General features: G+C 35.2%; 7 protein-coding genes. All 7 read right to left on the bottom strand.

Annotated features, from left to right (window positions below; all coding sequences use genetic code 11):
- Position 1 precedes the first annotated feature (1 nt).
- The 7 genes from IPJ53_10870 to IPJ53_10840 are packed head-to-tail and all read right to left on the bottom strand — an operon-like array spanning position 2 to position 19588.
- Positions 2–1105, bottom strand: a complete 1104-nt coding sequence (locus IPJ53_10870; GenBank protein MBK7799609.1) for a hypothetical protein — start codon at positions 1103–1105, stop codon at positions 2–4.
- Positions 1098–3431, bottom strand: a complete 2334-nt coding sequence (locus IPJ53_10865; protein MBK7799608.1) for a S8 family serine peptidase — start codon at positions 3429–3431, stop codon at positions 1098–1100. The genes IPJ53_10870 and IPJ53_10865 overlap by 8 nt, the downstream gene beginning before the upstream one ends.
- Before the next feature lie 10 nt (positions 3432–3441).
- Positions 3442–5232, bottom strand: coding sequence for an amidohydrolase family protein (locus IPJ53_10860; protein MBK7799607.1), 1791 nt, complete (start codon positions 5230–5232; stop codon positions 3442–3444).
- Positions 5233–5237: 5 nt separating this feature from the next.
- Positions 5238–8339 (bottom strand): hypothetical protein, encoded by a 3102-nt coding sequence (locus IPJ53_10855; GenBank protein MBK7799606.1) that lies wholly within the window; start codon positions 8337–8339, stop codon positions 5238–5240.
- A gap of 18 nt (positions 8340–8357) precedes the next feature.
- Complete coding sequence (locus tag IPJ53_10850) at positions 8358–13205, bottom strand: hypothetical protein (protein MBK7799605.1); 4848 nt, start codon at positions 13203–13205, stop codon at positions 8358–8360.
- Positions 13206–13214: 9 nt separating this feature from the next.
- Complete coding sequence (locus IPJ53_10845; GenBank protein MBK7799604.1) at positions 13215–16163, bottom strand: hypothetical protein; 2949 nt, start codon at positions 16161–16163, stop codon at positions 13215–13217.
- Positions 16160–19588 (bottom strand): hypothetical protein, encoded by a 3429-nt coding sequence (locus tag IPJ53_10840; GenBank protein MBK7799603.1) that lies wholly within the window; start codon positions 19586–19588, stop codon positions 16160–16162. The genes IPJ53_10845 and IPJ53_10840 overlap by 4 nt, the downstream gene beginning before the upstream one ends.
- Positions 19589–19592 lie beyond the last annotated feature (4 nt).

Genomic DNA, 19592 nt, shown 5'->3' with positions numbered 1-19592 from the left:
TCTATAATGATATCTTTAGACTATTTTCACCTTGTTTTATAAAGATTATTTTGTATCCCCATTCAGACATATTATAGTTATTAATAAACTTATTAACCGTTTCGGTTTTATTGGTAAGGAAAATTTCTATATTTCTTTGCTGCATTTGAGCTGATTCTACTATCCAAGCAAGAGTAGCGTAATCGGGATTTCCATGTTTGCCATCAGCAGAAATTATATATTGATCAGCTGTTACATTTTCAAAAAACTCTCTGGTTACATTTCGATCGCTTCCATGATGTGGTACTTTGAGTATATCGAAATGCACTTTCCCATATTTTAGAAGCTTTCTCTTTTTTAATCCTTCATAGACATAATCTCCTCTGGCATCACCTGTAAACAATACTCTTTTACCACTTCCTTCTACAATAAACACAAGACTACTTAGATTCGGGACTGATTTATCTGAATATGATGCCAAATTCACTTCATTCCTATTTATGTATTCTTCTTGCTTTTCAAGCCAAGCTTTCCATTCATCATTCAAGGCTTTCAAGTTCTCTTTTGATGGCCCTATTATTGTGAATGAAAGGTTATCAAACAATACCGCTTCTTCATTATTATCTAAACTAAAGAATCCATTACCCGAATGCTCATTGATTTTAATATCCAAAACATTCGCTAATGCAGTAAGTTTATTACCTTGATTTATACTATTAAAAGTAAATACTGAATTGACTGACGACAAACCATGTTGTCCAAAAATTGTGTTAATGCTGTTTAACCTGCTAGAAATACTACCATCTAAATCAATTGTCTCAGAGAAGGTATTATGCCACAAATGGTTTATGTTAAAGGAAAGACGGTCGTCATTATCATTTTCTTCTTTTAATAAAGTAAATAAATCTATAATTCCTTTAATATGATCGTCATCTACATGACTTACCATTATTGCTTCTAATGTTCCATTGACCCCAACTATCCTTTTCAATTCCTGATTTAAGAAATTCTCAAATACAGTTTTAGGCCCACCATCTATGAGAATATGCTTTGTATCACTTGTGTCATTGTACTCAATTAACATTGAATCACCACTAAGTGCTTGTATTACATGAATATTAAACATTTGGAGCTATTTTTGAAGATTTGCAATTTGTTGTAATGACTAAAGAGAAGTCTTGTGGTCCACGAATTATATTAGAAGCCACAACTGCAATAAAGTATTTACCTGGATTGGCTTCATTTATTCTTATTATTTCAACATTGTTTAATTTATCAATTTTGCTTCCAATTGGTTTATAAGCACCTTCATTACCAATCCACTTTTGAGTATTTGCTAAACTATTGTCTTGAATATCTAAGTCTGTAAATAAGCTTAGCTTGTTTTGAATTGAACGTCCAGCAAAATCAGTATATGCCAGTGTGATGCGAATCCAACATAGTTGATCAATTTCTAACATAAACCTTCTTCTATTTCCAGTGCTAGCCATTACATAATTAGGATCACTTAATCCATCAAAGCAATATAAATTAAAATCATTTTTAACATTTGGAATAGCATTTTCAAAATCAATTAGACCAAAACCTTGGTGATTATTTGGTATATTAGGCTCGCCTCTTACTGCATCATCAGATGTTAATTGGATAGTTGAGTTTATTATTGTTGCTTTAATTAATGAAGCACTCGGATTGCTCAAACCATGAAGGGTATAATATTGCCGAACCAAAGCAGCCATGCCTGTTACTATGGGTGCTGCCATGCTTGTACCACACATTAATGCATAATTGGGATTGCCTGGCAAAATTCCATGAAACTCACTTTTAGGTGCTGCCCCTGACTTTGGTGCTGCAATATCTGTACCAGGAGCAACAACATCTGGTTTAAATCTTACATCATCACATGGTCCTCTACTACTAAATCCAGCCAATGCATTTGGATTGCCAGATACATTCTCATCCCCTATTGGTGCATTTGGAAATGAACTACGCCATGCTCCCTTGTGTGTTAAAGTAGAATACCCTCCCTTTGTTCTGGAGTTTCTACTTGCACCCACAGTTATTCCATTTTTACATGATGCAGGTGAACCAATGGATGAAAGATCTACAAAACCACGATCATCAGAATCAGTATCTTTTCCATCATTACCAGCCGAAAATATTAGCAACATATCCTTATGATTGTAAACAAAATCATCAACTTCTAATGAATTGACAGTGTAGTATGACTCAGTATTAGCTCCCCAGCTATTGTTATGAATTCTAACTCCTTCATTATGTGCTTGTAAAAAAAGTTCCTGCAGATCAACCGGCAGATCAATTTTTCCATCCTTATTTAATAATGATTGAAATACAAGTTTTGCTTCTGGTACAACACCTTTGACTATGTCATTTGTATGTTCACTAAGCTTTCCACTACCTATTATTATACCTGACACATGGGTGCCGTGCCCAATCGGATCTGAATAGTCATTTACGCGTCCTCTACAAATTATTTTAAGATCCCTGTCTATCAAATCACCATGCTGATCATCAATACCCGTATCCGCAACACCAATAATTTGTCCTTCTCCTTTAATATCATATAATTCTGATAAATATTGACCATTTGTGTATATTGAATGTATTATTGCTTTTGCATATGAGTCATGCAAAGTGGGTGGAATATACAAGTAAATATTTTGAACCATTGGGTTACTAGAAATTGCAAGATTTATTGCATCAGAAGGAACTGTTTTGATTCTAATTTTAAACTTTGATGATCCCAAAATTTCAATTCCTATATCCTTAAGCCACTGTTCAATCTCATCTTTATTATTAATATCATGTAAGTATACATCATAAACTTTTGCTTCTACTTCGTGTGTATAAATATTACCAGATGTATCCATTGATTTTTCTATGATAGTATTTTTTTCATAAACATTCTTGTTTTTAAAATGATCATACATTTCATTTTCATCCATTTCTCTGACTCCAGTATCAACCTTATTATATAATTGAATGGACAGGATATCTTTATGTTTGTTCAACAAATCATGCTGATGACTATCTAATTTAACAGTGTATGCATTATTGGATATTTGTGTGTTTATCTCAATACCATTTTTACTTAAATCACTTAATATACTTGATGTTAATGGACCATCAACTTTTATTTTATAATAATTGATTCCTTCTGTATTTTCTTTTTCAGGTTTTATATCTCTTAATAAAATCTTGTTTTTAAATATTGTTTTTTTCTTTCCTTTAGGTAATGTTTTACCTTGTGATTCAGTTTGTTCGTCAGTATCAGTAATTGAAAATATCAAGTTCTTTTCAACAAGTTTTTTAATATCATCATCATTAACCTCTCCTTTATAAAATGAATCTGTCCTCTCTGTAATGGAAGAAATAATTGAAGATGCCATGGCTTCTTCCTTTTCATGCATAAAATAGACAATTACTTGTTTCATTTTCTTTAATTTATATTATTGTACAATAACTAGTTTTCAAATAAGCCCTCGGATTATCTCTTGCTATCAGATCAAATTCATGTTCAGATAGATTTGCCATTACTTCGGATAATATTTGCTTTTCACTCTTATGATTCCTGACTACAAAGAAGTCAGTGCCATACAGTACTCTTTCTTTAAGATCGTCTTTTCCTAATATCTGTTTTAATAATGGATATATAGATGGATTATGTACTATATAGCTGATATCTGCATAAACGTTTTCGTATTTATACATCATATTAGTAATGATTGAAAACCAATCCATACTTCTCCATAATAAGCCTAAATAGCTCTTTTGGTCTTCAATTGCAACATTCGGTTTTGGTTGTGGAAAAAAATCAAATCCATCTATTTCTATTCTGAGTATGTTAGATACCTGAGCCAGTCTGTCTCGTTCCTGATACTTTGCCCATTCATCATCACCTCCATAGTGTCCCATGCATATCTTTAACTTGCTAAGATTGTGCTTTAATTCAGTCGAATCATCTGAATATCCAAAAAAATCTTTGATCTCTTGCCTACAGTTTTTTACTACTTTTCTTAAAAGTTTCTCATCCAGTAAACATAAATAGTTAAGTGGGTGTGTAAAATTTGTACTAAAATCTATGTTTTTTAATTCTGGAAGCATTAAAGGGCTTGTAGGTTGATTTACACCATTGTTCTGTTCTAAAACTTGGTGATAATCCCATTTTTTATCCTTTTTGCCTCTGTAGAAAATAGTGCCTTTTATAACATGAGTCATTATAGGTATTTGATTATCAGCCGCATACTTCCATAACAAAAGCAACTCTTCGTCAAAAGGATAATAACCTAATGCAGGATAAATCTTAAACCCATTCAACTTGTGTTTCTCTATATACTCTTTGACCTTACAAGTATTTAATGTAATTTGTCCTGTCAATGGGTCTCCTGATATTTTCAGAAAATCGGGTTGATCTATTATTCTTCTAGGATCTATAAATACAAATGGAAAGACCTTTTTAAGAGGGTCATTTTTCAATTTTATCAATTCATCCATTTGAAACTCAAAACTACCTTTCTCATCCATAATTTTTCCTGCCCCCATATAATGCATATCCATTGGCAAGACTACAAATCCCGTGCCTTCATCATATTGATTTATAAGTTTAGAATATATATTGCTACTTTTTTTATATCCGGCGAATCGTATGATGTTTAAATATCTGGAAAGAAACTCGAATGTTTTACTATCAGGGATAAATTTCATATAGGGTAATAAATACCTAGCTAATGTCCATAATACTTGCCTCCCAATTTCAATAAAGAAAAAGACAAATAAAATAATTATGACTTTATTAAAGAAGGAAGGATCTTTTAAAAAGATGTGTTTTGATTCTAAAAATAAAAATACGTTTCTGACATTAGAATATAACCAATCATTTGACTTGATAAGTGTATTTATCTGTTCGCCTAATAAATAATATATTGCATGTGTTATGAACCACACATTTATAATCGTAGCAATGGATTTTGCAATGAAATTTCTATACAGAAATGTTCTATAACTATGCCATACATTCTTAGATTGTATTTTAATTGTTATCAATTTCTCATAGAACACTTTCCATTTTCCTTGATCAAACTTCAAAAACTCATTGATACTCATTAATACATCTGTATTGATCCATTTATAAAATGGCCATGGGAGAAAACTTTTAGCTAAATAAGGCGGAACGGTTTTACTTGTAAAAATATGAGTATGACAGTTTATCATTGACTTTTTACCTGATTTTTCCATTTCAATTATTTTTTTGGATAATCTAATTGATCAAACTTCAACCCACTAGTTCCTCCACCTCGTCCAACTTTTTTCTCATGGCCATACCATACATAAGTCTTTCCATCAAACCATCTGGCTCTTTGCCATTTTGCTTCTGCGATCCGTCCTGCTTTGGGAACTTCTTCTTCATTTATAAAATATGGTGGCAGCGGACTCAACAAATCAGTACGTGGACTCAATAAATCAGTACGTGGTTGAATTTTTCCTGCAAAGTTTTCTATGGCTCTTAGTGTCTTAGCTCTCCGCAATTTTATTGACCTGTTAGATGTGTCTGTATTCACAGGAATAAAAGGAATCCAATTTTCGGGTACAGATGTGGCCAATTTATATTTTAAATTATTTTCGTTATTTTCGTTCTCTGTCACATCATCTTCTTCAAGGTTTTCATTGTATTTCTTCAATAATTGTTGAAGTCTGATACCTGCTTCATTTCCATCAGTACCTTTATTCATTCCTGAATTGATGGTTTGCTCAATACCCCAGACCATATTGGCCATTTCATCTCTAATAAAATTAACTTTTTCTAATGGTTTACCTTCGAGTTTATCCGGAGTTGAAGGTGCCACAAACAATAAACTTGGTGGCACTTTGCTAGCATCGGTTTCATTATGCAGTTGAAAAACTGACCACTTTCTCTGCGTGCTTACTGGTGGATCCACTATGTTTGCTGGCTGAATTAAAGTACGTATTCCAAAATTATCTCTTACTTCAATACCTTGGATCTCAGTCAACGTTCCTACTTCAGCTGCATGCGGAAGCATGTACCAATTTCCAGCATAGTTTACCATAAAATCTAAAAGCAATAGTTTAGAAACATCAGTCTTATTGACGATCATATTTCCAAAGTCAATTTGACTATCTTCCATTTGCCACCATCTAGCTTCAGGCATGCCAGGAAAAAATATTTTGGATGGTATTAATATATTTACATCTGATTCCGGAACTGGGTTTTCTATAGTGGCACCTGACTTATCTAAAAAATCTGTTCCTCCAACGGCAATATCCACATCTATCCAATCAAGATTTTTACCCGAATACTCTTTACCAATCACTTTAAAATCACCTTTGCTGGTATCCGTATTTTTTGCCCGGCATTGAAAGTTATGTTCCAGCTGTTTTGTTGACCAAGATGAAGAAATATTGGATACATTGAAAAATAGATGATCATATTTAGATTTAAATTCCACTAATACTACTTGGAGTTTATCTTTTTCTGCTTGCGATAAAGTTGAAATAAAAACATGATTAAAATGAGTTCCATCTTGAATGGCTGAAATAAACTCCCATCCATCAATGGATCGATTCTGTGCAGACACCAGCATCAACCAAGTTTCTTCATTTGCCTTCAACTGAAGATATTCTATGTATGCCTGTTTGGTATCTTCATTAGTTATAGGATCTGGTTCGAGTAATTTTACTGCATATTGAGAAATAAAACCTTGTTTTAGTGCTTCAAGTCCGACACCTTCAAATTTAGTTTTAAGCAACTTCAGCCAGTAGTTTCCTACTTCTATTCTTAGTAACCAGTTTTTTTCAATATCTACCATTCCTTTTTCTACAATACATTCTAAGGGTATTTGATCATTATAAGCTTCATATTCTGGACTTTTTTCCAGTTGAGTATATCTATTGAGTCTTGTTGTTTTTAACCCAACCTTACTATACACAATCGAACCTCCATCTTCTCCATCAAATTCTCCCCATTGCCATTGTCTCGATATCATCCACATGGCATCTCTTACTTCCGCTTGGAGGGATTTTGTAAAGTCAAGTGTCCTGGCCCTCGGTTCAATAGTTTTCCATGCTGTCATTGCGAATGGACATTTTTGAATGGGTGGTACGATTGGTGGACAGATCTCAACTATTTGTGATTGATTATTGGATGTAGTAAATTCTACACTTAAATTTTCTGCATCCAACTGCCCACTAATAATTTCAATCTCTAAGGCAATAAGAAAAATGGGTTTAATATCTCTAGTATCATTTGGTCCATTTTCTGTATTACAGCATTCTATTTCATTATTGGCACTAATCAGTATAGGGTTTTCCTTTTTTTTCTCACGTTCAGAGATCTTACCGCAAAACAAAAATCCATCATCATTAATAATCATCTCGCTTAGTATAGCGATTTCACTTGGTCCGATATACTTAATCCAAATTTTTGCTTGATTAGGATTAGTAATACTCATGTTAAATTTTATGACAAAATGATGTTGTTTATTAACATCAAATGCCATTATGTATGCAAATGGTTGTCTATAGATAATTTTTAGAACTTTGAATGACCCATTTAAAAATCCCATTCTTAATGGCTCTGTATCGAGGTTTCTACTTGTATAATTTCCAAACGTTATAAAAATATCTGTATCATTATGACCTGCAACAAGAAATTTTCCTCTACCGATTGAAGCTACGGAATCAATTTCGACATTTATTGTTGGATCAGGAAAAGTCAGCGTAAATCCTTGGCTAGAATTAGTTCTTACTTCTGAAAACAAAATTAAACCTTCTTTATTCTCCTTTAGGATTGTACTTCCAACAAACACTAAATGCCTATCTAATAAGGCAAGATCAAAATGTTTATCATTCCCTTGAGTTCTAAGATTAAAAGTCCCCGAGCTTTGCCCATTTAAGTTGATCCTGTGGTATTCAGTACTTGTTGTATTCACATTTTTCCAACCTGATATCACCCACTCATTTTCTGATAATTTTAGTAACCTGCTTGTCTTAGTTGTATTTGGCGAAATGATTTCTTTTGTAAATATGATTTGTCCATTAATGTTCGCTTTTATACACAAGTGACTTTTGGTATTTTGTGCTCCAACCATTGCATTCCCTAATATCATTACCTGATCCGGATTGATCATCTCCACTTGTAAAAATTTAACAGATTTTCGTGGCATCTGATATAGTTTTTCCCATATCACAATCCCTTTGATATCTGTTAAAACAATTAAACCTTGTTGTCCTTTTTGACCAACATTTAAGAATCCTGATGGCAAAGCAACGAAATCATTAAATTGTGCATCTCCATCTTGACTATATTTATTAAAAAATTTATTCATCTTTAGTTACTAAGCTAGTTAAACAGATTGATTCAATTTGACCGTTTGTTTGTGATCAGAAGAAATAGGATGTACAATGCCAGGTAAAAATTTATTAAACTCAGAGCCCGGAGATTTTTCTAATAAATCCGGATCGATGGCTCTTAGTTGCGCTGTTTCCAGAGTTTCGTCCAATGTACTGATCAGATCATCCCAGCTCCAGTTTGATCTATTGGTAGGTGGTACACACAAAAGGATAGCTTGTGGTGCTTCCGTTTGTGGTTCATCGTAATTAAATGCGATCCCTGTTGTTTCCTTCCTATTGGGTATTTTCTCTATCCATTCATCTATAATCAATCCAGATACCTTTTTTGTACTTGTTGCTGGAAAATCAAATGGAAAATTCAAAACTAATGAAAGTGTCTCAGCTGCAATTTTATCATTACCCTTAGTATATTCAATTCCCATCCATTGGTCATCTACTTGATATGGCAGTTGTAATGCGTGAATTTTAGTATCTACTTCACTTTCTTTTATATCATTGAGTAAAGCATAAGTTTGCCAGTTTTGCACTTTGTCCTTGACTTTTGAAATACCAGATAGCCAATCTTCCATGACCAATTTTAATGTAGCATGACCGATCAAATTTTCTTTATAATCAAATGACGATTTTACTTCAGTAAAGTTTTTTATTTCAAATGTTGGTAAAATTGGTACATCTTTTCCAAACACGATTTTTAGAGCTTCTGTGTTACCTTGGTAGGTAGATATGCTAGATTCCTTTATTTCTTCATTTCTCTTATAGATTTCTTTAAAAACACTTATTACTTGAAATAGTAATGTTTTTTTTGCATCTTGATCAATTCCCATTGGATTGGAAGGAATACTTCCTTGAATACCTAAAAATGAAATTTTGAACAACTCTTCTTCCACTTCAGTTAATTCAATAGTATCATTACTTTCTGCTTTGTGTTTTAAAATAGTTATTACTTCACCTAAATCAGTTTGCTCTAAGTCAATGTCTAATATCCCTTTTAAATTATTTACCGATTTGAGTATATTAAAATGATTAAATTCATCAATTTCAATTATATCTGTAACATTGAACATAACATCTTCTAAACTAATATTATTTCTTTCTTCAGTTAGTTGATCGTCACTCATTACACTTCTTTCCGAATCTCTTTGTAAATGTGCCGGCAACATAACTTCACTTTCATTCATAAGCCGATAAATATTTCTTGCGACTGCTAAGATCTCAATAAAGGCAAATTCTGAATCAGCAAAGCCTACTCTATTTTGATAGTCAATTGTTATAGCAACATCTTTTAATAATCCATTTTTCTTTCTGATGTAATACAAAATGCGTTGGGACAATTCTGAACTTTCATCACCCAAAGGATTATTTAGTAAATTAACAAAATCAATCGGTTCAAGACCAAGTAATTTTGGATTTACAATTTCAATTGAGTTGTCATATGTGACTTTACATTTGATTTTATTACTATCGCCAAGTATTTCTCCAATCCATTGGTTAACGGCAGGGCTTATGCTAGCTCTGTATGTAGAAGTATCTGCCCATATTGGTTGATTGTTTTCTTTTTCAGTAAATAACACACCCATCCTTTGGGTTAATGTAATACCTGTTCTCGGTGTTTCTATAAATTGCGGCTCAGGTATATTTTTCCCTTCACCTATTGAGTTCAAGATGGCATTTGCTCTTACATGATTACCTAAAACTGCCTGATGCACACCCTCAGCCATGGTGATGTCAGAAATAGCATCAATTATATCATCTAATTCAAAACAACTCTGTTTAAGGTGATCTTCATCCACAGCATAACTAAACATTGAATTGTTACTTCTAAAAGCTTTTAGTAGATCTAAACCGTGCACCACATTATTGGCTTCAAAATCGACCAAGTTTTCTGCATTTCTTGTTACCAATGGAAACTTTGTTCTAAGGTCATAAATATATTTGTCCAATTCAAGCCCGTTGCCACTTTTATCGTGGAGTGATCGTTCAAACCGATAGCCCAACAATGCTGCCAATTCCTGACCATTCTGAATACCTTCAATGATTTCCTTAGCCAATCTGACTCTTCTCGACGTCAAATCTACCTGCATTTGCTCCTTTCCTTTTGACAGATATCCTTCTCTTAATACAGCTGAAGTTGTAGCCTGTGCAATGGATGGCGCATGTATAAAACCAGCATTTCCAGCATCAAAGGTTAATTTGTGAATTTCATTATCGTTGGTAAATAAGGAAGGGATTTGTGAATTAGGTACAACAGTTCTTGGTGGATCTTTCCTTACATTTAATACCCACCCATAAGCTCCAAGATAACACCCATTTGGTGTTGATGTTCTCATTTTTTGAAGTTTATAATCTACTAATCCTGTCTGCCAGGCATCGTATCTGTAGCTGCATAAGTCTAAATGTTCACTCAATAACCTTTCTAATCTTTCAGTTGGAATACTTCCTAGACTTTCATGTGATAATTTTTTTAATGAAGTTGTATAGTCTACATAAGTCGAGTCTTCCTTGATGTAGGAAATCAATTCAGACCTTTCTTTGGTATTGATATATTGATACCATACTGCCTTACATGCTTCTTCTATTTCTGTATTCAAGAGTTCTTTCTCTATCCATTCTCCGCCATGAAATTTTTTCCATAATATTTCCCAGACAATTAACAAAAAGCTATGTCTAAGCATACCATACAACAATGAACCATCATATAAATTCTGATCAATATATTCCTGAATAATGATTTCAATATTAGATGGATCACTTAAATAAGCGATGTAATCATTAGAGAGAGAAATTTCTTCTGATATTGGGTCTTGAGTTACGATTCCATTTCTTATTCTACTTTGAAATGGGAACCAACTCAACATAGATGCTCTTGTATTTTTAAACAGCAAATCCGCATCAGAAATCAAATTGTTTATACTTGCATTAGTCTGGCTGGATTGAATCACTTGGTTATCGAGCCAAAGATCAGCATTATTAGGAGTTTGTTTTAAATACATGTAATAAACCAAAGGCCCGATTCCTAATCTGTTATAGTACTCCACTGATCCTGATTGTAAACCCAAAATATCAAGAAAATCTTGTTGCCAATTGTCTGACCCTTGACTTGTCGTTTTTACATTTCCAAGCTTTCTTCGCCAACTTTCTTTGAAAAAATTCAAGACTGGTTGTAGCTTTTTAGGAACTGAGTCTGCATTCTCCCATACCATTTTTGAATAAGCAGTAATAGGCAACACTCCATAAGGCTGATTTCCTACCCGTATCGCAGGCAAAGGACCACGACCACTTATATAAGCCGTAAAAAATTCTTTCAGATTGGCTATATCTGAAATACTTAAGGTGTCATTGTTAAGCGTATTCCATGTGACCAGCATATGTTTGAAATAATATCCCAAAGTACCATGCCAAAGTACATCATTCATGGCTATGGCTTCTAGTCTATCTGTATGATTAGAGTAATATGAATGCTCTAAAGTTTCACTATTTATACCTAAGCCATGCGCAAGCCATTGACCATCTTTCCACGCTAATTTGTTGCTGAAATCCAAAGAGCCAATTAATTTATCACTTTGCTCTGTTCTAAACGAAAATGCAGGATCTTGTCTTAGTTGTGAGTAACCACTCGGTTTGTCTTTAGAATTATTGGTAGGTGTACCTTGGGGGACAATACCAAATCCTGTAAGCCCGTAGTGGTGGTTATTAATTAACTCTTCTAATAATTCTTGAGAATGATTAGGATCTGCACTAAGCCTTAGTCCCAACACTGTGATCTTATCAAAACCAGCGTTGTATTGAGCATCATTCAACTCAATTTTTACAGCCATTCCATTAGACACAGCAGCTTCAAAATCATATAACCACCTGATGCGTTCATCCATTTGTAGTACGCCATCATCGTCTTCTTTAAACAAATCTCCTTCAAAATTTGGATCTGGGCCGAGTATTAAAGGGTAGGCATGTACATGAGTGCCTGTCTTTTCTAAAGTTGTAGCTCCATTAGTTAAGGTTACCACAAATTTATCTGGTATGATATAAGATCTCGGTGGAATAGACCAGCTATTATCTTTATATTTGGCAAAGGAAGGAAATTGTAGGGGACCTTCCATTGGTAAACTTTGATCAATTGGCCAGTTAGTTGGTCGTGTTTTTAGTGCAATATATGCTGCTCTTCCACTCCCGTATAAACTGTTTAACACTTGCCATGCTCCTTTATGATTAATCGTTCTTTTTGATTCTGCAAAACCTAATTTTTCTTTAAGTTTTTCCCAATATTTTTTTCCTGAGTCGATTTCATCAGGAGTTAATAATTTTTCATGGGTGACTACAAAAATATCATCGGGAATAAATCGTACTCCAAGATACTTTTTAGGGTCGTTGTCATAAGTAAGAAATCTGGTTTCAATTCTTATAGGCATTAATATGATTGGAAACTTTGCATCCCAGTTTTCTACCATATTCTGGGGGCTTGCCAATGCCCAAAATTGTTGGTAAAAGTCGACTAGTTGACTTTCTATGGTAGTAATTTCTGTAAGAAAATTATTTTTGACCTTTGTCAATTCGTTAAGCTTCTTATCCAATTTTATTGGGTCACCGAATATTGGGCCTCCTTTTATGGGACTGCCCTTTAAGTCAGTTTTTTGTATTGGAATTTTTGAAAAGAATGGCTTGCCAGAAGTATCAGCTTTCTTTTTGTCTGTTTTTTTATCTGGCTTTTCCTTTTTGGCTTTTCGAATTAACTCTTCTTGATATCGCTCCAATACCCTGCTTGCAATAAACAGTTCTTCTTGTTTTTGCAACAGTGCTTGCCTATTTGTTTGGATGTTATTTCTTAATTCTATAAAATTGCTCATGCTACAGTTTTAAGGATTGGGTAATAAATTTTTTCCATGGATAGCTACCATTACAGGTACTTGATATAAAATACTAGCCATGGTTGCTGCATCACTACCCCATGTAAGTGACTCAAGCTCTAAAGCTGAGTTAAAAGTCATTCCAGTAAGGTCGATGTTTTTCTTTCCTTGTTGAACATTTCCCCAATCCAACTCATTCCAGGATGTTGGGGCACTTGTATTTCCGTCGTCAGGTGCTACATCCATACCAAACCTTGGTCCTGTATTAGGCTCTTTTACACAGAAGTAATACCCAAAGTTATCATCATCATTTCCCCTTACATCATCCTCACTTAGATTAAATCCAAGAAAAGTAATATCTGGTTCTATTTTAGCAGAGAATATAGGAAATTTCGTATTTTGTAGTGATTGATTTTCATCAAAAGTTCCATCTTCAACTTTTGCTTTAGCAGCATAAATAATAGCCTCTGGATATCTATTTAATAAATCTCCTCTGATGGTCAATACAAGTGGATTCAATGTTGATTCTATAGGGATTTCAATAGGGTCAAATGTTTTAGTAGAATTTTTATGTTCACCTAAGTTAGTCCACTTAACCCATCTGTGTATACTATCTATATCTTTCAGATTTTCGGCCAGAAATTCTTCGGTATTATCATTGACATTTATAAATTTACTTACATCCCAAAATTGCCTGAAATAGGAGCCTCTTTGATCCGTAGGATACTCATTCCATAATAACTCACCTGCCATCTCATAATTCAAGCCAACCATAAATGCTTCAATAAATTTTTGGTTGACTTCCATCAAAGAAATACTATTATTGGGCAATTTGTCCAGATTGGGAAGTATAAAATCTGAAGACTGCTCCAGCAATTTTTTATACATAGGCTCAGGATAATCCGGAGCAGCCATGATGGGAACAATGGCATCCAATTCAGCTACTATACCAATCTTGCTTAGTGTTCGTCCTTTGATAGTTTGTGATGGGTTTAAACCGTTTTCAATACAAGGCATGATGCTGTTTAAATCTAAAGGTCTTGGTAATGGATCGTTTGGTTTACAATCCAATACTCTTATAAAAAACTGCCATGCATTTCTAAAATCCTTTTCATTTATGTCAAGTTGTGGTCCATTATTTGGGTTATTGGGATTATTAGGATTTGTAGGACTATTTGGATTAGGTAGTTGATTTGGATTTCTTGGGTCTATTGGATCATTCGGTCTAAGTGGAAAATATTTATAAGGAAGTGTCAAATTATTAGGATTAAATACTATATTTTTAAGGCTACATGGGAATAAAGGTACTTTACCTTGAAAAGGAACATTATCCTTGCCGGAAGGAGTGGTTTTGATGGGTATTATTTGCAAATTACTAGTAATACCATCTGAAATAAATGGATGTATTTGTAGATTTGGGTTTTGTCGTTTTCTTTTTTTCATCTTAACCACAAACCTGTTTCTGTTGTTGCACAACCTTCTGAACACCGGAGAAAAAGCTGCCGAAGGAGTGGATGTATTTTCTATGTTTTGATGAATATTGGGAATGGGTTGATTTTTACAATAAAGCTGATCCAATAACGGCGCGACAGTACCTACAATCTGAGAATCTGATTGACTCAAAATATGAGTTTCCCACCATTTTACCGCTATTTCTATCCCCAACTGACTATTTTTAATCATTTGATTGGCTTCCAGCACTGCTCCAATCTGATTCCAGGCAGTAGCGAGATATTGATCTTGATTTTCTTGTATCACTTTCGTGCCTACACCGGCTGATGCCCTATGAGCGGGGTCTAGATTTAATGAGTGTAGCCAATTACTATCACTTTTATCGATTGGGTCATCATCATTCGTTTCGCCCCCCTTGTTTAATTTTGATACTAATGCATGCCAATGACCATATGTCGGAGGTACAATAATGGGGTCATTATCAGGTGAACTATTGGAACCATTATATGACAAGTCTTGCACACCATCCCTTTTATTTAGCAAATCAACCATTTCTTTTTGCCATAATGAATCTGGAAAATCCTGACTACTACTACCTACTGGTTTTAATGCACCGCCTAAAACAAATTCATTCATTGGTGATCCATCAGCATTTCTTGGTTCATCAACCAAATCTTCCATCTTTCCTTCTGAAATATCAAAGGGTCTGAATCCAATGCCGGAGTCTAACTCAGGTGTAGGATTTAATGCCCTGACCAATGACTCAAAATCACCTTCTGCTCCTGTGCCAAATGGCCAGCTGTAGTAGAATGGATAAGTTAATTCGCCTCCTTCCCATGAAGTGTTAAGGACTGCATTTCCTTTAATACTTTCAATATCTTCACCTAGTCCGGTTTTTCGCCCTACCTCATATGCGGGGATCACAAAAGCCTCATATCTTTTATTAGGCTCTAATTTTCTGGGAGACATCAACCTGCAAATTGCAAAGTCAGGATTAGTTTTTAGTTTTTCCTGTAAACTCTCAACACTATTTACATCTGCATTCACATGCACATGACCCCATGCCCATCTATGCTCCTTTGGCGGAAATACATCAACAGAATTTAATGTAATAAAGCTAAGACTATCCTGCACCTCAGTTTTTTGATATTCCGATTCTTCCAAAACCAATAAAAATAACCAAGGATCTAATCTATTATCATCATTGGATGTAGGAGTGTAATCCCATAAAAAACTATCCTGATAAAATTCGATAAAGGGAAGATAATTTGATTCAAAATTTCCGGTATTGTGTTCTGGATGGACTTTGACTATATTTCTTTGATCAATACCTACGACATCACCAGGACCATAAATTTGGATATCTTTGATACCATGTTGACCTGACTTTGATTCTTGAATATCTACACTGATTTGCGATCTGGCTTTGTCATTTAATGGGGCTGCGGCATATTTGCTTAAGCCCTGTCTTGCCCACGATAAAAAAGAATATTTTGCTAAGCTCATGCTGTTTGAATTTCGAATTTAGGAATTATCTTAAGTTTATTTTTCAGTGTGAGATCCAAACTTACTTTTTCCAGATAGTAATCTTGTGCTTCAGTAAAAGATGCACATAAAGCGCCTGCTTCTATCAGTGTTAAATCTTCGATTTTTACAACTCCATACTCTTCTTCCAGAACTGTAATAGATTTGGGAGCCAATGGAGCAAAATTTTTAGAAACTGACAAACTGGACTGACCCGCTTTACTGCCTTTCACCATGGCTTCATGAATTTTATTATTTTCTGTGATTTTTAATCCAGTAGATGTTGAATTTTCCAAAGGATTGTAAATTATAGTTTCATACTCTATAATTTTAGACTCAAAAGTAGAACCTATCAAATTATTCATACCATCTACACGAATACCACCATCGTATTTCTGGAATGATGGCCCGGATAACTTTTCTGTCTCACTCATTTTGCGGAAGTGAGCAGGTACAAAATCTTCTTTTACATAAGTTTTTGAAGCTTCAACATTACCATTTATGGAGATATCTCCAATCGCATATTGTCCACCATCACTCACTTCTTGTGTTCCAAATAATTGAATATTGATATTCATTGGCAGTACTTTTTGACTGATGACCAAAACTCCTTCTGGCAACATAATACTTTCATTATCACCTTCGACAATTTTTCGAAGTGTCACCAATTGTTGTTTGCCTGATGTGAGTTCACTTCTCCAGTTTTTAAGATCATTGAGTGCTGCGTTTAGTTTGTTTGCTACTGTCACGGCAGGCAATGAAGCATACTGAGACTGTCCCCAGGTCTTTTGTACTTTGACTGTGTACTTGATGCATAATACTTTAACTTCCGCCACACCGTCCACATTCCATGGTTTTGGACCCTCCAGAACAGCAGATAGGGATATCGCCATCTTTTCATCACCATTCCATTTGATTGCCAGATAAGCTGCTGCCAATATCTTCATGTAGAAAGGATCCATCTGGAACAAAGCATCGAAGCCCAGATAACCTTCAGCTGTGAGCTTGCTGGCAACTTTGACATATAAATCAACCTTTGATCCAAACTGTACAGTATTGGAAGTCACCGCAAAGTAGCAAGTCAATGTTAATCTCGGATTGTCCCCTCCCAATAGATTGAGCGTAAGACGATTCATACTGATCAACTGTGGAGGTGGCTGATAAGATGGATGGAAGCCCCCGACACTCATCAAAAAATTAGAATTGCTGCCCCAACTCAATCGCATGGCCATATCTCCCGCCAGACTAAAGGTCAATAGCCTTGAATCATAGATGGTCGCATCAAAGGACAATTGTTTTTTACCAAAATCGATTACACCAAGGAAATTGACCTGGAGCTTCAATATAGCCTTGTCCTCTGTAGGAAGGATAGCCTTCACAACACCCAAAATAGCCAACTTTACAGGGTTGGGTACTTCTATGATCAAGCCCAAATCTATGGTGATCAATGTGGGTGCTCCCCATCCGATCTTACCCATAATGCCAAAGACATATCTACCTTCTGAAACAGGGAAGATGGCTTCCAGACTTGCTATAATTTCTAAAGCATTTTCAACAGGATTCTCTGGAAATAAAAGATTATCATAAGCACCCGTTTTAACACCTTTTCTAAGTTCCTCTACAATAATAGTGCGATGAATGCCTACTAGCCCTCCAACTCCATTTAATGTAAACCCATAGCCTAATTGAATGGGTGGAAATTCCGCAGAGATAAATATTAAAAAAGAGTATCCCTTTCTGCCATCTGGAAATTTAGTATTGATCAATCCAAAAGCTGACAACTTAATTTTATCTTTAATACTTAAACCAGCAACACCTGCATATCTTCCTTCTTCTGCATTAATATAAAGATAACCTCCACCTGAGACGGCGTCAGTGTCGATGTTGATGCCAATACCGTTGGGGGGCTTGAAGGCGACTTTTATATCCGCCAGACTAAATTCATTGCTGTTACCGTTGGGGAAAGAAAGTAAGTTACTCAGTCCAATATTTTCAACTACAGCGGTGATAGGTCCCAATTTAAGTTCAAAAGAGGTTCCCACATCCAGCCCAAGCCCTTCGTCTTTTGGATCAAAGCCCAATTTAAGCGCTTTTATTTCCAAAGGCCCAAGGATAAGGTGCAGTGGAATTTCAATGCCAAATGTACCACTGCCCTTAAAATAGAATCCCTTCTCCAAAGAATAGCCCAACTGCACATCAAACTCTGCATTCATACCGTTTTCCGGTAATATTTTATTGATGAATCCGTCGCCTTCACCCTTTTTTAACTCGAAGCGGAGTTTTTGCAGCTTGAGGTCTGCTCCGAAATCTTTCTTTTTAGTATCTATCTTTTCTACAAAAACCTCCATTACAACACCTGCAAGCGACAAGTGCGTAGCGTCAGGGTTGCCAAAAAGGTAAATTTTATCGCCGTTTTGCTTTCTGGTTACAATGAGTTTTAGTTTCAGATTGGTTGTATCAAGCAAGCCTGACCATCCCGCTACTACGTTTAATTTAGCCGGCGGACGGATACCCAGCCCTAAGCCGGAGCCTATATCAGTATCTCCTTCCAATTCAAATTTCCAGTTGGGATTGATATCGTCGCTGATAGAAACGCCGCCAAAGAAATAGGGATAGAGAAAAAGGCCTTTTTTATCAGACGCATTAGCTGGGATGGGCGAAACATTGATGTCTAATTCTCGCCAGTTATCCGGCCACACGCCGTCTTGATATACGGGCATGCGTACTTCCTTCGTTCCTACGGGATTGCCCAAATGAGCTTGGATGGTAGTAGTTTGCTCGTAAATGCCGCCAGGCAAGCCGAAGGCAAGAACTAATTTTTCAAATCGTTTGAGGAACTTATCATCCCCAAAATCATTAGACCAATCATACACTTGGTCAAACACATCAATCGGCTTGCTGAATAGCTTTCCGATGAGGTTCCACTGAACCGTTTTTATGGAATTATTAGTAGTATCCTCTACTTCTTCCAGTAAGCCAAGCAAATGCTTGGTGGCGAAAATTGCTTTGTAATGTTCTTCAAAATAAGTGTAAACCAAATAATCACCAAGGCGTTTGGGTAATTCATCCTTGTTGCTGATTCCGCTAATGGAGGAAAGTAAATTTTTGAGCGGCGTAACAATTTGTGTACTTACCTCTTTCACGATTACACCTAAATCGATTCCGATTGCAATAAGCTCCGCTTGCTTATCACTAGCATTGGGGAGGTCTGCGATTCTATCAAATAAAGCGATTATTTTCTGGATAACCGAAGTAAAATCTGTACCGGGAGAAATATCATTCAAATCAACATCGTAGCCTAGTTCTTTCAACAATTCCTGAATCTCCTCCTTGGAGTCCAGCAAAAGCAGTGGTGATAGCAGCTTGGCTATTTCGGTACTAAGTATTTCGGTGAAGGATTGGTTCATAGTA

Source organism: Candidatus Vicinibacter affinis (genome assembly GCA_016714365.1).
GTDB lineage: Bacteria > Bacteroidota > Bacteroidia > Chitinophagales > Saprospiraceae > Vicinibacter > Vicinibacter affinis.
This window is presented reverse-complemented; position numbering and strand designations above follow the sequence as displayed.

Coding starts and splice junctions, on each gene's coding strand:
- IPJ53_10860 (MBK7799607.1), bottom strand. CDS start 5,232: ATGGAAAAATCAGGTAAAAAGTCAATGATAAACTGTCATACTCATATT.
- IPJ53_10865 (MBK7799608.1), bottom strand. CDS start 3,431: ATGAAACAAGTAATTGTCTATTTTATGCATGAAAAGGAAGAAGCCATG.
- IPJ53_10870 (MBK7799609.1), bottom strand. CDS start 1,105: ATGTTTAATATTCATGTAATACAAGCACTTAGTGGTGATTCAATGTTA.
- IPJ53_10855 (MBK7799606.1), bottom strand. CDS start 8,339: ATGAATAAATTTTTTAATAAATATAGTCAAGATGGAGATGCACAATTT.
- IPJ53_10850 (MBK7799605.1), bottom strand. CDS start 13,205: ATGAGCAATTTTATAGAATTAAGAAATAACATCCAAACAAATAGGCAA.
- IPJ53_10845 (MBK7799604.1), bottom strand. CDS start 16,163: ATGAGCTTAGCAAAATATTCTTTTTTATCGTGGGCAAGACAGGGCTTA.
- IPJ53_10840 (MBK7799603.1), bottom strand. CDS start 19,588: ATGAACCAATCCTTCACCGAAATACTTAGTACCGAAATAGCCAAGCTG.